The following is a 16,093-nucleotide window of genomic DNA, read 5'->3' on the forward strand; positions in this document are numbered from 1 at the left end:
CCCCCCTGTTCAGTCGGCGTCGGTCAGCGGTGCCGCCGCCGCCTGATTATCCGACCCGTCATCCTCGACCTCGTTCGGTGTCGCATGCTTCATCCGCACGACCAGCTTGGTCGGATCGCGCAGGTCGAACCGGTCATAGCCCTTGCCGAGCAGGCCGAGCGTGCCGTCGAGTTGCGCGAACTTGACCAGTGCCTTTGCCGATTCGGCGTCCCCTTCAGGCAGGACCAGCCGCTCGCCGGTCTGGAACAAGATGTCCCAGCGGCGATTGCCGACCCACACCGCCGCCTTCACCACCGGTTTGAGCGCCGGCGCGGCGGCCATCAGCTTGCGATAGGCCGGTTCCTGCGCATTGGCGCCATCGCCGATCACCAGCGGCAGGCGCGGCATGCGGTTGGGCTGTACGCCGTCGAGGAGCACGCCGCCCTCGTCGATCAGCATCAGCTGCCCCTTGTTCTGCCACACCGCCGCCGGATCGCGTTCGACGACGTCGACGACCAGCGTATCGGGCAGGCGGCGCGAGACGCGGGCGTCGGCGATCCAGCCATAGCCGAGCAGCTTCTGTCGCGTGGCGTCGAGATCGACCAGCGGCATCGCCCGCGACCGCTGATCGAGCGCGACGGCATAGACCGAGGTCGCGTCCATGCGCTTCAGACCGGTCACCTCGATCTGTTCGACACGAAAGCCCGCCGAACCGACCGCTTCGGCAGCGGCCACGCCGACCATGCCGAACAGGCCGAACCAGTTGGCGAGTGCGATGACGATCGCGCCGGCGCCGGCGGTCAGGCTCCAGCCGACGATGCGGCGGGCGGTGGCGGCACCGCCGGGCAGCGCCGCGACCGCCTGATCGAGAACCGACGCGCGGACCGGGCGCTTCTGCTGGACGCGGCGCTTTGCCTTGACGGTGCGGGTCTGGACGACGCGCTTGCCGGTCTGGGTCATCGCATCGCCTCTTCCACGATCCAGCCGACGAGTTGTTCGTAGCTCATGCCGACATGGCGCGCCTGTTCGGGAACGAGGCTGAGCGGGGTCATGCCGGGCTGGGTATTGGTTTCAAGGACGAACAGGCCGTCGCTGCCCTGCGTGTCGTCCCAGCGGAAGTCGGTGCGCGACGCCCCCTTGCACCCCAGCACGCGGTGCGCGGTGACAGCATAGGCCATGCACGCCTGCGCGATATCGTCGGGAATGTCGGCGGGGCAGACATGCTCGGTCAGGCCGTCGGTGTACTTGCTGTCGTAATCGTAGAAGCCGCTTTTCGGCTTCAATTCGGTGACGCCGAGCGCGCGGTCGCCGAGGACGGCGGTGGTCAGTTCGCGGCCACGGATAAAGGGTTCGGCGAGGAGTTCGTCGAATTCCTGCCACGGGCCTTTGGCGTCGGCGGCGATCGGATTGCCATAGTTGCTGTCGTCGGTGACGATGGCGACGCCGACCGAGGATCCTTCGCTGACGGGTTTGAGGACATAGGGCCGCGGCAGGGGGTCGCGTTCGTAGAGTTCGGCGGTCTTGACGATGCGGCCGCCGGGCATGGGGACACCCGCGGGGACGAGCGCGTGCTTGGTCAGCACCTTGTCGATCGCGATGACCGAGGTGGCGAGGCCGCTATGCGTGTAGCGCAGGCCCATCAGGTCCATCATGCCCTGTACCGTGCCGTCCTCGCCCGGCGAGCCGTGCAGTGCATTGAAGACGAGGTCGGGCTTCGCTTCGGTCAGGCGCGCGGCGATGTTGCGGTCCATATCGATGCGGGTGACACGGTGGCCGAGCGATTCGAGCGCAGTCGCCACGCCGTTGCCGGACATGAGCGAGACTTCGCGTTCCGACGACCAGCCACCCATGAGGACGACGATGTGCAGGGGGTCGGTCACGCGGTCGGTTCCTTTGTCGTTTCGATCACAAACCCGTTCGGTTCGAGCAGCTTCGAGCAAAGTCGAGAAGCGTCCGTCGGGAACGGGTTACCCCAGGCGCGGCCTTCTCGACTGCGGTTCTCGACTGCGCTCGAACCTCCGCTCGAAGCGAACGGGTTGGGGGTTGGGTGGAACCGGCCCATCACGCCACCCCCACCCGCTGGATTTCCCATTCGAGCGTCACGCCCGAGGCGGCAAGCACCTTCGCCCGCACTTCCTCGCCCAGCGCCTCGATATCGGCGCTGGTGGCGTTGCCGGTGTTGAGCAGGAAATTGCAGTGCTTTTCCGACACCTGCGCATCGCCCTTGCGCAGCCCCCGGCAGCCGGCGGCGTCGACCAGCGTCCATGCCTTGTGCCCGTCCGGGTTCTTGAAGGTCGATCCGCCGGTCTTGGAGCGCAGCGGCTGCGAGGCTTCGCGGGCCGCGGCGATGCGGTCCATTTCGGCCTGGATCGCCGCCGGATCGCCCGCTTCGCCGCGGAAGGTGGCAGAGACGACGATTGCGCCTGCGGGCAGGTCGCTGTGGCGGTAGCGATAGTTGAGGTCGGCTTTTCCAAGCGTCGTCAGTGTGCCGTCGCGGGTCACGACCTGTGCGTCGACCAACACATCGGCCACCTCGCGGCCATAGGCGCCGCCGTTCATGCGGACAAAGCCGCCGACCGTGCCGGGGATCGAGCGCAGGAATTCGACGCCGGCGATTGCGGCATCGCGGGCGGTCGAGGAGACGAGGATACCGCTCGCTCCGCCGCCGCATGTGAGGGTCAGGCCGTCGGCGGCGACCTTCGCGAAGGGCTTGCCGAGACGCACGACGACACCGGGCACGCCGCCCTCGCGGACGATCAGGTTGGAGCCGAGCCCCAGCCCCATGACCGGCACCGCTGGATCGAGCACGCGGAGGAAGTCGCAAAGATCATCCGTGTCGGCTGGCTCGAACAGCCACTGCGCCACACCGCCCGCCTTGAACCAGACGAGGGGGGCAAGCGGTGCGTTCGGGGTCAGCCGGCCGCGGACCGGCGGCATGTTCATTTGCCAACGCCCCAGAAGCGCGCCCATGCGGTCCAAGCCTCGGCCTGCGCATCGGCGACCTGCTTGCCGACCTCGGTCAGGTCGCGCTGTTCGGCGGTGTCGAGCAGCTTCTTGGCGGCATCGAGCTGTGCCTGCTGCGCGCGCAGGATCTCGCGCTGCATCTCGATCGCGGTGGAGAACCAGTCGCTCATGCCAGCTTCGCTTCGATCGCGGCGGGCAGGCCGGCGGCGATCTTGGTGATGTCGCCCGCGCCGAGGCAGACGATCAGGTCGCCGTCCTCCCCTTGCGACGCGAGCGCGGTGGCGAGCGCGTCCTTGTCGGCGGCGACCTGTGCCGAACGGTGGCCGCGCAGGCGGATGCCGTCGACCAAAGCCTCGGCGCTGACGCCGTCGACCGCAGTTTCACCGGCGGCGTAGACAGGCAGGACATGGACCGCGTCGGCATCGTTGAACGCCTGCGCAAACTCATCCATCAACGCGCCAAGCCGCGAATAGCGGTGCGGCTGGACGACGGCGATCACTCGCCCGCCGGTCGCTTCGCGTGCGGCGGACAGGACGGCGCGGATTTCGACCGGGTGGTGACCGTAATCGTCGATCACGGTCATGCCCGCGACCTCGCCGACGCGGGTAAAGCGGCGCTTGACGCCGCCGAACTTCGCAAAGCCCTGCGCGATGGTCGCGTCGTCTAGGCCCAGTTCGACCGCGACGGCGATCGCCGCCAGCGCGTTCTGAACATTGTGGCGGCCCGCCATCGGCAGGTGGATGCCGGCGATCGTCCGCGTCTGCCCATCGCGGTCGCGCACCACACAGTCGAACCGGTTGCCGTCGCGGCCCGCCGTCACCTCGACGCCGCGCACGTCCGCCTGGGCGGCAAAGCCATAGGTGACGATGCGGCGATCGCGGATGCGCGGGATCAGCGCCTGAACCTCGGGATGGTCGAGGCAGAGCACCGCCGCGCCATAGAAAGGCACATTCTCGATGAACTCGACATAGGCGTCCTTCGCCCGGTCGAAGCTGCCATAATGGTCGAGATGTTCGGGGTCGATATTGGTGACGACCGCGATCGTGCCGTCCAAGCGCAGGAAGCTGCCGTCGCTTTCGTCCGCCTCGACCACCATCCAGTCCGACGCACCCAGTCGTGCGTTCGAACCATAGCTGTTGATGATGCCGCCGTTGATGACGGTCGGATCGACGCCACCGGCATCGAGCAACGCGGCAATCAGCGAGGTCGTGGTCGTCTTGCCATGCGTCCCCGCGACCGCGACGGTCGATTTCAGCCGCATCAGTTCGGCGAGCATCTCCGCGCGGCGCACCACCGGAATGCGCCTGGCGAGCGCATGGTCGCGTTCGGGATTGCCGGGCTTGATCGCGGTCGAGGTGACGACGACCGCCACGCCCTCCACATTCTCCGCCTTATGGCCGATATGCACGTCGATGCCGCGCGCGCGCAGGCCATCGACGACATAGCCCTCGGCCACGTCCGATCCCTGCACCTTATAGCCGAGATTGTGCATCACCTCGGCAATGCCCGACATGCCGATGCCGCCGATGCCGACAAAATGGATCGTACCGATATCGGTCGCGACACCCTTCACGCAAATGCTTCCTTCTGTCGTTTGGCGGGGGCGACCTTGCCCACTTTCGCCTTTGGTGCGTCGATGCTTTCGACCAGATCGGCCATGTCGCGCACCGCGAACGGCCGCCCGCAACTACGCGCACGCGCCGCCGCATTGGCGAGCGCGGCGGGATCGAGGCCGAGCTTCTGAATCTGCTTGGCCGATTCCGCAGGGGTAAATTGCGACTGGGCGATCGCACGCGCGCCGCCGGCCGACACGATCTCGCGGCAATTCGCGGTCTGATGATCGTCGGTCGCGCCGGGCAGCGGCACGAGGATCGCGGGACGGCCCGCCGCCGTCAGTTCGGCGATGGTCGACGCCCCTGCCCGCGCGATCACGACATGCGCCCATGCCAGCCGGTCGGGCAGGTCGGGCAGATAGGTCGCGATCTCCGCCGGAATGCCATGCTCGGCATATTTGGCGCGCACCGCGTCGATATCCTCGATCCGCGCCTGATGCGTCACCTGCATCCGGCGGCGGAACGCGACGGGAAGCAGCGCGAGTCCGTCGGGCACGACCTGGCTGAGCACGCTCGCCCCCTGGCTTCCGCCGGTGACCAGCACGCGGAAAATCCCCTCGGCATCGAGATGCGGATAGGGTCGATCCCGCAGGGTGAGGACGCTGTCACGCACTGGATTGCCGACCAGATGCGTCTTGGGAACATGCTTGTCCTTCAGCCGATCGACCGCTTCATAGCTGGTGGCGATGGCATCGACGCTGCCCGCGACCAGCCGGTTGACCCGGCCGAGCACGGCATTCTGTTCGTGGACGATCGTCGGCACCTTCTGCGCGAAGGCGGCGAGCAGTGCCGGCAGTGCCGGATAGCCGCCGAAGCCGATCACGGCGGCGGGGCGGAACGTCCTGTACAGTTCGATCGCCATCGACCGCCCGGCCAGCATCTGTCGACCGGCCTTTAGCCAGCCGATCGGTCCGCCGCTCAACCGCCCGGCGGGCAGGACGTGTGTCTGGATACCATCGAACAGGTCGGGAAAGCGCACGCCGCGTTCGTCGCTGACCAGCGCGACGCGGTGGCCGCGCCGGGTCAGTTCGACCGCAAGCGCCGCTGCCGGGACCATATGTCCCCCGGTGCCCCCGGCGGCGAGGACATAATGTTTGCTCATTTCGCTCCGCTCCAGCGCTGCTGGCCATAGGGTGAGCGGGTCAGATACGGGTTCCGGCGGGTGAAAGCGAGCAGCAGTCCCATGCCGATCGACAGCGCGATCATCGACGACCCACCATAGGAGATGAACGGCAGCGTCATCCCCTTTGACGGGGCGATGCCGACATTGACCGCCATGTTGATGAGCGCCTGCGCCCCGAACTGTACCGCCAGGCCGGCGGCGGCGAGCAGCTTGAACGCGTCTTCCTCATCGAGCAGGCGGACGAACACGCGCACGACGATGGCAAGGAAGATCAGCGCGATGATGCCGCAGGCGATCAGGCCGAATTCCTCACCCACTACGGCAAAGATATAGTCGGTATGTGCTTCGGGAAGCTTGAACTTCACCCGCCCGCCGCCGGGACCGGTGCCGATCGCGCCGCCTGCGGTCAGCACGGCATGGGCCATGTCGACCTGATAGCTGTCGGTCGCGGCACTCTCCGGATCGGGAAACAGGAAGCCGTCGATGCGGACCCGCGCCGTGCCGTAAAAGGTGTAGGCGGCAGCGACCAGCCCGACCCCTGCCCCGCCTAGCAGCGCCATCGTCCGCACCGGAATGCCGGCGACGATCAGCAGCGCCGCCCACACGCCGCAGAAGATCACCGTCTGGCCGAAATCGGGCTGGAGCATCAGGCAGCCGGCAATGACCGCGGTCAGCGCGCCGGTGACCAGCAGCATCGGCAGTTGCGGGTCCTTCGCGCGCAGCGACAGCAGCCACGCGGTCGTGACGATGAACATCGGTTTCAGGAACTCGGACGGCTGGAACTGACCGATGCCAAGGCTGACCCAGCGGCGAGCGCCGTTCGCCTCGACGCCCAAGAACGGGGTAACCATCAATGCCAGCACCAGCAGCGCGGTGCCGAGCAGACACAGCCGCCGGGCAAAGGTGACCGGCAACATCGATACCGCGATCATCACCGGGAAGGAGAAGGCGATCCACCCCGCCTGTCGCCAGAAATACATCATCGGCGGCACAGTGACGTCGCCGCCCGAATAGCGCACCGCCGAGGCAGGCGACGCAGCGGCGACCGCGACCAGCCCGATCGCGATCAACACCATCGCGATCAGCAGCAGCACCCGGTCGACTTCGCGAAACCATGCGCCGATCGGCGAGCGGGCGCTGCGCCCCTGGATCGTTTCAACCCGCTGCCGCAGCGCGCGAACGTCCCGCCCGCGTCCGATATCGGTCATCGCAAAGCCTCCACCGCTGCTGCGAAGGCGCGGCCGCGCGCTTCGAAATCGCTGAACTGGTCGAATGATGCGCAGGCGGGCGACAACAGCACCGTATCGCCGGGTTGCGCGTTGGCGGCGGCGGCGCGGACCGCTGCGTCGAGGGTGCCGGTGTTCTCCACGGGCATGTCGGGGGCGAGCAGCTCCGCAAAACGTGTCGCGGCGGTGCCAATGGTATAGGCGCGCACGACATTGGCGAAGCCCGGGCGGCAGGCATTGAGGTCGTCGGACTTGGCGAGGCCGCCGACGATCCAGTGGATGCGACCGAACGCGTTGAGCGCCGGCGCGGTTGAATCGGGGTTGGTCGCCTTGCTGTCGTCGACATAGGCGACGCCGTTCACGTCGGCGACGTGCGCCATGCGGTGGGGGAGCGCGCGGTAGCTTTGCAAGCCGGCGCGGATGGTGTCGGCGTCGAGGCCGAGCGCTTCGCACACCGCAATGGCGGCCAGCGCGTTCTGGGCATTATGCGGGCCGGCGAGCGCGGGGCCATAGGCGGGCGCATCGGCGGGCACGGCGAGGCGGGTGGCGTGTGGCAGGGTGTCGGCGATGGCGGTCGAGGTCGCGTCGCCCGTGCCGACGATCGCGGCTTTGCCGGGCGACTGCATCGCGAACAGGCGCGCCTTCGACGCTGCATAGGCTTCGAAACCGGCATAGCGGTCGAGATGGTCAGGGGTGATGTTGAGCAGCACCGCGACGTCGCAATCGAGGCTGGTCGTCAGATCGATTTGGTAGCTCGACAGTTCGAGGACATAGACGCCGCCCGCGGGCAACGGGTCCTGCGCAAGGATCGGAAGGCCGATATTGCCGCCCATGCGGGTCGGGACGCCGGCCTGTTCAAGGATGTGGTGGATCAGCGCGGTGGTGGTCGACTTGCCGTTGGTGCCGGTGATGCCGACGACCTGGTGCGCAGGGAGGTCGACACGGGCCTGAGCGAAGAGTTCGATGTCGCCGATGATGGCCACACCGCCGGCGTACTGGGCGATCGGGTGGCGATTCAGCGGTACGCCGGGTGACACGACGATGCCGTCCAGTTCGTAGACCTCGACAGCGTCCAAGGTCATCGGATCGGCCAACACCAAAGCCCTCTCCCCCATGGGGGAGAGGGTTGGGAGAGGGGGTGTGGCAAGCGCTGCCGTAGGAGAAGAAGTCCCCTCTCCCCGCGAGCGGGGAGAGGGAGACAGGGCGTCGCGCTTTGCTTCATCACCGTCCCACGCGACAACTTCCGCCCCACTGGCGAGCAGCGCGCGCACCGTCGCCGCGCCGGAGCGCGCCAGCCCCAGCACCGCGAACCTCTTCCCCGCCCAGGCGGTGGCGACAATCACCGCAGTTTCAGTGTCGAGAGGCCGGCCAACGCCAGCACGAAGGCGATGATCCAGAAGCGGATCACGACCGTCGCCTCGGCCCAGCCGAGCTGTTCGAAATGATGGTGGATCGGCGCCATGCGGAAGATGCGCTTGCCGGTGCGCTTGTACCAGAACACCTGGATGATGACACTCAGTGCCTCAACGACGAACAGACCGCCGATGATCGCCAGCACGATTTCGTGATGCGACGACACCGCGATCGCCCCCAGCGCGCCGCCCAGCGCGAGGCTGCCGGTATCGCCCATGAACACCGCCGCCGGGGGGGCGTTGTACCACAGGAACGCCAGCCCCGCCCCCACGATCGCGCCGCAGAACAGCGCGAGGTCGCCTGCCCCCAGCACGTGCGGGATGCCGAGATAGGCGGCGAACTTGGCATTGCCGACCATGTAGACGATCAGCATCAGCGCGACCGAGGCGATGATGACCGGCATGGTGGCGAGACCATCCAGCCCGTCGGTCAGGTTCACCGCATTGCCGAACGCGACGATCGTGAATGCGGCGAAGATGACGTAGAACGGCCCCAGATCGATCGCGACGCCCGAGAAGAACGGTACGTACAGCATCGTGCCGGTCTGTTGGATAATGATCCAGCTCGCGACGCCGGCGATGAGGAATTCGAGCAGCAGCCGGACCCGACCCGATACGCCGGCGGTGCTCGCTTTCCGCACCTTGTCATAATCGTCGAGGAAACCGATCGCCGCAAAGCCGAGCGTCACGAACAGGCACGCCCAGACGAACGGATTGGCAAGGTCCATCCACAGCAGCACCGAGGTGGTGAGCGAGGTCAGGATCATCAGCCCGCCCATGGTCGGCGTGCCGCGCTTGGCGAGGTGCGTCTGCGGTCCGTCGAGGCGGATCGGCTGGCCCTTGCCCTGGCGTACGCGCAACCAGCCGATGAAGCGCGGACCGATGATGAGGCCGAGGAACAGCGCCGTCGCCGTCGCCGCACCGGTGCGGAACGACAGGTAACGGAACAGGTTCAGCACACCGGGAAAGCCGAGATATTCGGCAATTTCGTACAACATCAGTCCTGGCCCCACAGGTCGGCGACGACCCGCGCCAGCCCCACCCCGTTCGATCCCTTCACGAGTACCGCATCGCCCGGCGACAGCAGGTCCGACAGGACCCGCGTGGCGGCGGCGGCGTCGGGCACATGGACGGTTTCGACGCGCCCCTCAAGCGCCTTGGCCAGGGGCCGCATCCCTTCCCCCACCAATATGGCGCGCGAAACGCCCGCTTCGTCGATGGGGACCGCCAGCGCGGCGTGATAGGCGTCGGACGATTCGCCCAGCTCGCGCATTTCACCCAGCACCGCGACACGGCGTTCGGCACGTTCGGCGGCCAGCACCTTCAACGTCGCGCGCATCGAGGCGGGATTGGCGTTGTAGCTTTCGTCGATGACCAGCGCCTCGCCGTCGCCGACCTTGATCCGCCGCCGTGCGCCGCGCCCGGCCAGGCCGTCGAGATCGGCGAGCGCAAGACCCGCGACGCCAAGATCGCCGCCGATCGCATCGACCGCCGCCATCACCGCCAGTGAATTGGCGACCCAATGTTCGCCGGGCGGGGCGAGCGTATAGCTCACCTCGCGGTCACCCAGCCGCGCGGTGACGAAGCTGTCGCCGCTCGACAGGCGGACATGCTCGATCGCGCGGACATCGGCCCCGTCGCGCAGGCCGAAGGTGACGATGCGGCCGGCATAGGGCTGCGCGGCGGCGATCAGCGTGTCGCGATGCGGACTGTCATACGGCACGATGGCGACGCCGCCGGGGGTCAGCCCTTCGAAAATCTCGCCCTTGGCGCGGGCGATCGCATCTTCGCCGGTGAAGAATTCGGTATGGGCGGGGGCGATGGTGGTGATGATCGCGATATCGGGCCGGACCAGCCGCGTCAGCTTCGACAGCTCGCCCGCATGGTTCATGCCCATTTCGAGCACCGCCGCGCGCGTCGCCGCCGGCATCCGCGACAGGCTGAGCGGCACGCCGGTATGGTTGTTATAGCTTTTGACCGATCGATGCGCTTGACCGAAGGTAACGCGGTCGAGCGCGGCGAACAACGCCTCCTTGGTGCCGGTCTTGCCGACCGATCCGGTCACGCCGATGATCCGCCCGGCGACGCGCGCGCGGGCGGCATGGGCAAGCTGATTGAGTGCGACGATGGTGTCGGGCACCAGCACGTGCGGCCCGTCGACCGGTTGCGACACCAGCGCCCCTGCCGCCCCTTGCGCAAACGCCTGGGCGACGAAACGATGGCCATCGGTCGCTTCGCCCGACAGCGCGACGAACAGGTCGCCGGGGCCTACCTCACGACTGTCGAAGGCTACGCCGTCCGCTTGGAAATCGGCGGAAGCGACACCCCCGGTCGCAGCGGCGATCGCGGCCGAGGTCCAGAGCGGACCGGCACCATCAGCCCGCACAGTCACGCGCCACCTGCACGTCGTCGAAGGGCAGAATCATGTCGCCGACGATCTGACCCTGTTCATGCCCCTTGCCCGCGATCAGCACTATGTCGCCGGCCTGCGCCATGTCGCACGCCGCACGGATCGCGGCGCGGCGGTCGCCGATCTCGGTCGCGTTCGGCGCGCCTTCCAACACCTGCGCACGAATGGTCGCGGCATCTTCGGTGCGGGAATTGTCGTCGGTGACGATCGCGACATCGGCATGGGTCGCGACCACTTCACCCATCGGCGCGCGCTTGCCGGTGTCGCGGTCGCCGCCTGCGCCGAACACGACGATCAGCCGCCCATCGGCATGCGGACGAAGCGCTGCGATCGCGGCCTCCAGTGCGTCGGGGGTATGGGCATAGTCGACATAGACCGGCGCGCCATTGGGCAGGATCACCGCCCGCTCCAGCCGCCCGCGCACCGGCTGCAACCGCGCCAGCCCGGCCAGCGTCGCGGCGAGCGTTCCGCCGGTCGCCAGTACGAGGCCAGCCGCGGTCAGCGCGTTCGCCGCCTGATAGGCACCGATCAGCGGCAACTGCACCTTGTGCGCCTGCCCCTCCGCCTCGATCGTCAGCACCTGTCCCAGCAGGCTCGGCTCCCGCCCGGTCAGGCGCAGCGTGTCGCCATGTTCGCCGACGGTGATGAGCGTGTTGCCGCGGACCCGCGCCAGATCGATCACCCGATCGGCATGGGGATCGTCGACCCACACCACCGCCGTGCCGTCATCGGCCAGCATTTCGGCGAACAGCCGCAACTTGGCAGTCAAATAGGTCGCCATGTCGCCATGATAGTCGAGGTGATCGCGGCTCAGATTGGTGAAGGCGGCGGCGCGGACCGGCAGCCCTTCGGTGCGATATTGCGATAGGCCGTGGCTCGACGCCTCGAACGCGACATGGGTCACGCCTTCGCGCGCCAACCCGGCGACGTTCGACAGGAAGGTGACGATGTCGGGCGTAGTCAGCCCGGTCGTGACGCGTTCGTCGGCGGTGGTGACGCCCAACGTGCCGATCGACGCGGCATGATGCCCCTGCATCCGCCAAAGCTGCCGCACCATTTCGACGGTGCTGGTCTTGCCATTGGTGCCGGTGACAGCGACGCAGGTCGGCGGGAACGGTGCGAAGAATTGTGCGGCGGCGCGGGCGAATGCCTCGCGCGGATCGCGGGCGGTAATGTGAACCGCGCCCTCGACCACCGCTTCGGGGCGAGCGACGATGGCGATCGCCCCGGCAGCGATGGCGGCGGGGATAAAGTCCTCGCCATTGACCCGCGCCCCTTCGAACGCGCCGAAGACGGTACCCGGCGCAACCTTGCGATGGTCGATCGCAAACCCCGTGACGATCTGCGGTTCGTCACCGCCGGTAATCGTTCCCAATTTCATTCCACGTTCGCCAGCTTCTTCGCATCACCCGGCGCGCGCCATAGCAGCCCGCGCAATCCGGTGACGTCGATATCGGCATTGGCGTCGGGAATCACCCCCAACAATGGTCCGGTGCGAGAGATGACCCGGCTGACGACCGGGGCGGCGGTCCATGCCGCGCTGGTGAAGCCGAAGGTTTCCTTCGTCCCCTTGGGACTGTCGAGCATCGCGATCACGACATAGCGCGGGCGATCCATCGGGAAGACCGCGGCGAAGGTGGATACGTTGACCTTCTTCGAATAGCCGCCGCCGGCGCCGACGGTTTCGGCGGTGCCAGTCTTGCCACCGACGCGAAAACCGGGGGCCTCCGCCTTGCGGCCGGTGCCGTCGGTAACGATCAGCCGCAGCAACGCGCGCATCTTGGCGCTGGTCGCCTCTGAAAACACACGGCGGCCGGCGGGGGCCTGTCCCGGCTTCAGCTTCATCAGCGTCGCCGGACGCCAAATGCCGCCATTGACCAGCGCTGCATAGGCGCTGGCGAGGTGCAGCGGGGTAACCGCAATGCCGTGACCAAAGGCGGTGGTCATCGTCGTCGTCCGCCCCCAGTAATGCGGCCAGATGGGGCGTGACTTTTCGACCTCCAAATCGGGTGCCGCGTCGAAGTGCAGCGCCCGGAACAGCTTTTCCATCCGCGCCTGGCCCATTTCGTCGGCGATGCGGGCAGTGCCAATGTTCGACGAATGGACGAGGATCTCGGGCACGTTCATCCAGCGCTTCTGCGCGTGATCGTCGCGGATGCGAAAACCGGCGACGCGCAGCGGCTCGGTCGCATCATATCGCTTCGACAGCGACGGCACGACGCCGTCGTCGAGCGCGGCGGCCATGGTCAGCGGCTTGAACGCCGACCCCAGTTCGTACACGCCCTGCGTCACCGTATTCATCTGACCGGTGTTGGCGGTGACGTGGTTGGGATTGAAGGTCGGCAGCGAGGTCATGGCGATGACTTCGCCGGTATCGCTGTCGAGGACGATGCCGCCCGCGCCGCGTGCCTGGAATACCGCCATCGCATTGGCGAGTTCGCTTTCCAGCGCCGCCTGCACCCGCGTGTCGAGGCTGAGCGCCACCGGACGCCCACGCTCGGCCGGGTCGACCAGCCGCGTGTTCAGGAACTTCTCCATGCCGCGCACGCCGCGACCGTCCATGTCGAGATAGCCGAGCGCATGCGCCGCCATCGCGCTCTGCGGATAGAGGCGTTCGGGTTCGCGCCCGAGCGCGATGCCCGGTTCGCCCAGCGCATTCACCGCCTGCACCAGTTCGGGCAGCGCGCGGCGGCGCAGGTAGACGAAGCTGCGATCGAGATTGAGCTGCGCGTAATAATAGCCCGCGTCGTGATCGGGCATCAGCGCAGCGAGTTGTTCGGCCAGTTGCCGCTTGTCGCCGATCACCTTGTCCGGGCGCACCGCGATCGACCATGCATCGATGGTGCGGGCCAGCGGCGCGCCGTTGCGGTCGACCAGATCGCCGCGCAACGGAACCAGCGCCGATTCCGCCGCAATGGCAGAGCGCGGTTCGGCCATGACGCCCAGCAGCATCAGCCGCACGAGGATCGCCGCCACCCCTGCCGCGAACAGCAGCATCAGCACCATCAGCCGGTAATGGGCGATGTTCACCAGCGTATGGCGCGCGCCGTCGGCACGCTGCTGGTTGAGCGGCGGGGCGACGACGACGATCACGGGCGGGCGGCTTCCTTGCGGGCGGAACGGGCCAGATCGGCCATGGTCGCATCGCTTAGCAGGGTTCGGTCGAGCATCGCCACCGCCCGTGCCTTGGCCGGGATCACGTCGGCCTTAGCCGTTTGGACCGGACCGACCGGCTTGGCGGCACGGGCGGCTTCGGCCTTCACCGGCGTCGGGGCGGCGGCGGGTGCAGCGGCGGCAAGCGCGGGTTCGGGCGTCGGGGGTGCGAGTTCCATCGGCGCGCTCGGCACGACATAGGCGAGCGCGACATTGCCGCCCTCGGTCCGGCCGGGCAGCGACGCCAGTTGATGTTCACCGCCGACATATTGTTCGGCGCGCGGTGCGGCGAGCGCCAGCACGTCGCCGTTCCAGCGCTCGAGCTGCGCCATGTTGGCGCGGGTGTCGAATTCGGTTTCAAGCGCCCGGATATCCTTGCGCGCCTGTACGATCGATCGCTCGACCGCCTCGACCCGGCCGCGCTCCGCTGCCCCCTGCGAAATGACGAGGTAGAAGGCGGGCGCCATCACGCCGATCGCCACCAGCTTGCCCAACGTCCCGAACCCGAACGCACCCATCACATCGCACTCCCGTTCGAACTCCACGGCGCGGACGCCGTGCGAATGGCCGCACGCAACGTCGCCGAACGCGCGCGCGGGTTGATCGTCACTTCTTCGTCACCTGGCCGCGCCGCCTTGGCGATGCTGCCGAAACTGGCCGCCGGTCCCTGCACCACCACCGGGCGGTGGCGCGAACCGGCGGGCATCGCGCCACCGCGCTCGCGCAGGAACCGCTTGACGATCCGGTCCTCGAGGCTGTGAAAACTAACCACCGACAGCCGCCCGCCCGGGCGCAACACACGCTCGGCCGCATCCAGCCCGGCGGTCAGTTCGCCCAGTTCGTCGTTCAGGTGGATGCGAATCGCCTGGAACGCGCGGGTCGCCGGGTCCTTTTTTTCATGCGGGCGATGGCCGAGCGCGCGACGCACCACCGCCGCCAGCTCGCCAGTGCGCGACAACGGCCGCGCACCGACGATGAAGTTCGCGACGCGGCGATGGCGCGGTTCCTCGCCATAGCGGTCGAGCACGTCCGAAATCTCGGCCTCGTCGGCGGTGTTGAGCCATTCGGCCGCCGTCATGCCTTCCCGGCTCATCCGCATGTCGAGCGGGCCATCCGATTGAAAGGAAAAGCCGCGATCGGCCTGATCGAGCTGCATCGAGGACACGCCGATATCCATGACGACCCCGTCGACCGCGTCAATGCCGCGCGCCGCCAATTCGCCCGCCATCGCCGAAAAAGGCGCTTCGATCAGCAACAACCGGTCGCCCGCCTCGTCGAGCAGCGGCGTGGCGGCGGCATGCGCGGTCGGGTCGCGGTCGAACGCGATCACCCGCGCGCCCGCGGCGAGCATGGCACGCGTATAGCCGCCCGCGCCGAACGTCGCGTCGACATGGGTTTCGCCGGGCTGGATCGCGAGTGCCGCGACCGCTTCGGTCAGCAGGACCGGGATATGCGGAGCGGCGGTCATTGCAGCCCCTTCTCTTCCATCAGGAAGGCGCACAGCTCGCGCGTGTCGGCATCGATCTCTTCGTCGGCGATCAGGGTGAACGGGTCCCAGATGTTGAAGGTGTCGCCGCGCCCATGGAAGAACGCCCATTTGTCGATCTTCGCCCGGCGCCGGTAAAAAGTCGGCAGCACGAAGCGACCGGCGCTGTCGAACGGCGCCGATTCGAGGTTACCGAACGCCTTGCCCGCGACGTTATAGTCGGTGTCGCCATCCTCGTCGCTGCCCTGCGGCCGGCGCAAATACAGGATCTTGGGCCATGCGGTGTCGAACGCGCTCAGGCAGACATGCTTGCCGTGGCGCTTGATCAGCAGTTCGCGGGAGTCGGCATTCTTCTCCAGCACCGAGCGCAGCTTGGCAGGCACTGCGACGCGACCCTTCGCGTCGACTGCCTGTAGCCCGTAGCTCAGGTAGAGTTCCCTGTCCGACACATCGCCCCTGTTTGGTCACGCAGGAGAAGCGTCGCGCCCGGCAAATACGCGCCGCGCGAGAAAGTTCGACGATCCCAGGACCTGCCCCCTGTGACGGTTCGAGAGGTACCAAAACTACACATGGGTCACAATGGGAGAAGTTGGGTGAGAGTGGGATTTTACCCCACCAGACGGGCTGTTTGTGGGCTGTACTTTGTTTGTTCGCTTGATGATTGCAGGCAACGCAGCGTGTGCCCATGGGAACGCGCCCCACCAGGGCCGGAAATGAATGGGCAGGC

Annotated in this window: 15 protein-coding genes; all 15 read right to left on the minus strand. The window is 67.5% G+C overall.

Annotated elements, in window-relative coordinates; genetic code table 11:
* Positions 1–9: 9 nt before the first annotated feature.
* The 15 genes from AAIO73_RS03435 to AAIO73_RS03505 all read right to left on the minus strand — a co-directional run bounded on the left by AAIO73_RS03435 (position 10) and on the right by AAIO73_RS03505 (position 15,815).
* A complete protein-coding gene (locus AAIO73_RS03435) occupies positions 10–939 on the minus strand; it encodes a cell division protein FtsQ/DivIB (protein ID WP_345876243.1) in 930 nt (309 codons plus the stop codon).
* Entirely contained in the window at positions 936–1,859 is a 924-nt protein-coding gene (locus AAIO73_RS03440) for a D-alanine--D-alanine ligase (RefSeq protein ID WP_345876246.1), read from the minus strand. The genes AAIO73_RS03435 and AAIO73_RS03440 overlap by 4 nt, the downstream gene beginning before the upstream one ends.
* Before the next feature lie 181 nt (positions 1,860–2,040).
* Positions 2,041–2,916 carry a UDP-N-acetylmuramate dehydrogenase gene (murB, locus tag AAIO73_RS03445; RefSeq protein WP_345876343.1) on the minus strand — a complete coding sequence of 292 codons (876 nt, stop codon included), beginning with the start codon at positions 2,914–2,916 and terminating at the stop codon, positions 2,041–2,043.
* A gap of 2 nt (positions 2,917–2,918) precedes the next feature.
* Positions 2,919–3,113 (minus strand): hypothetical protein, encoded by a 195-nt coding sequence (locus AAIO73_RS03450; protein WP_345876247.1) that lies wholly within the window; start codon positions 3,111–3,113, stop codon positions 2,919–2,921.
* On the minus strand, positions 3,110–4,516 hold the full coding sequence (murC, locus tag AAIO73_RS03455) for a UDP-N-acetylmuramate--L-alanine ligase (protein WP_345876248.1): 1,407 nt from the start codon (positions 4,514–4,516) through the stop codon (positions 3,110–3,112). The genes AAIO73_RS03450 and murC overlap by 4 nt, the downstream gene beginning before the upstream one ends.
* Positions 4,513–5,658, minus strand: a complete 1,146-nt coding sequence (gene murG, locus AAIO73_RS03460) for an undecaprenyldiphospho-muramoylpentapeptide beta-N-acetylglucosaminyltransferase (RefSeq protein WP_345876250.1) — start codon at positions 5,656–5,658, stop codon at positions 4,513–4,515. Before murG ends, murC begins: the two co-directional genes overlap by 4 nt.
* Positions 5,655–6,887, minus strand: coding sequence for an FtsW/RodA/SpoVE family cell cycle protein (locus AAIO73_RS03465; protein WP_345876252.1), 1,233 nt, complete (start codon positions 6,885–6,887; stop codon positions 5,655–5,657). The genes murG and AAIO73_RS03465 overlap by 4 nt, the downstream gene beginning before the upstream one ends.
* Positions 6,884–8,248 carry a UDP-N-acetylmuramoyl-L-alanine--D-glutamate ligase gene (gene murD, locus AAIO73_RS03470; protein WP_345876254.1) on the minus strand — a complete coding sequence of 455 codons (1,365 nt, stop codon included), beginning with the start codon at positions 8,246–8,248 and terminating at the stop codon, positions 6,884–6,886. The genes AAIO73_RS03465 and murD overlap by 4 nt, the downstream gene beginning before the upstream one ends.
* Positions 8,245–9,315, minus strand: a complete 1,071-nt coding sequence (gene mraY, locus AAIO73_RS03475; protein WP_345876256.1) for a phospho-N-acetylmuramoyl-pentapeptide-transferase — start codon at positions 9,313–9,315, stop codon at positions 8,245–8,247. The genes murD and mraY overlap by 4 nt, the downstream gene beginning before the upstream one ends.
* Complete coding sequence (locus tag AAIO73_RS03480) at positions 9,315–10,709, minus strand: UDP-N-acetylmuramoyl-tripeptide--D-alanyl-D-alanine ligase (protein ID WP_345876258.1); 1,395 nt, start codon at positions 10,707–10,709, stop codon at positions 9,315–9,317. Before AAIO73_RS03480 ends, mraY begins: the two co-directional genes overlap by 1 nt.
* Positions 10,693–12,108, minus strand: a complete 1,416-nt coding sequence (locus tag AAIO73_RS03485; protein ID WP_345876260.1) for a UDP-N-acetylmuramoyl-L-alanyl-D-glutamate--2,6-diaminopimelate ligase — start codon at positions 12,106–12,108, stop codon at positions 10,693–10,695. The genes AAIO73_RS03480 and AAIO73_RS03485 overlap by 17 nt, the downstream gene beginning before the upstream one ends.
* Positions 12,105–13,820: a peptidoglycan D,D-transpeptidase FtsI family protein gene (locus tag AAIO73_RS03490; RefSeq protein ID WP_345876261.1), complete on the minus strand. Its 1,716-nt coding sequence runs from the start codon at positions 13,818–13,820 to the stop codon at positions 12,105–12,107. The genes AAIO73_RS03485 and AAIO73_RS03490 overlap by 4 nt, the downstream gene beginning before the upstream one ends.
* Entirely contained in the window at positions 13,817–14,425 is a 609-nt protein-coding gene (locus tag AAIO73_RS03495) for a hypothetical protein (RefSeq protein ID WP_345876263.1), read from the minus strand. Before AAIO73_RS03495 ends, AAIO73_RS03490 begins: the two co-directional genes overlap by 4 nt.
* Positions 14,398–15,348 (minus strand): 16S rRNA (cytosine(1402)-N(4))-methyltransferase RsmH, encoded by a 951-nt coding sequence (rsmH, locus tag AAIO73_RS03500; protein ID WP_345876264.1) that lies wholly within the window; start codon positions 15,346–15,348, stop codon positions 14,398–14,400. Before rsmH ends, AAIO73_RS03495 begins: the two co-directional genes overlap by 28 nt.
* Positions 15,345–15,815, minus strand: coding sequence for a division/cell wall cluster transcriptional repressor MraZ (locus AAIO73_RS03505; protein ID WP_345876266.1), 471 nt, complete (start codon positions 15,813–15,815; stop codon positions 15,345–15,347). The genes rsmH and AAIO73_RS03505 overlap by 4 nt, the downstream gene beginning before the upstream one ends.
* Between the last annotated feature and the right edge of the window lie 278 nt (positions 15,816–16,093).

The organism is Sphingomonas epibiotica (assembly GCF_039615155.1).
GTDB lineage: Bacteria > Pseudomonadota > Alphaproteobacteria > Sphingomonadales > Sphingomonadaceae > Sphingomonas.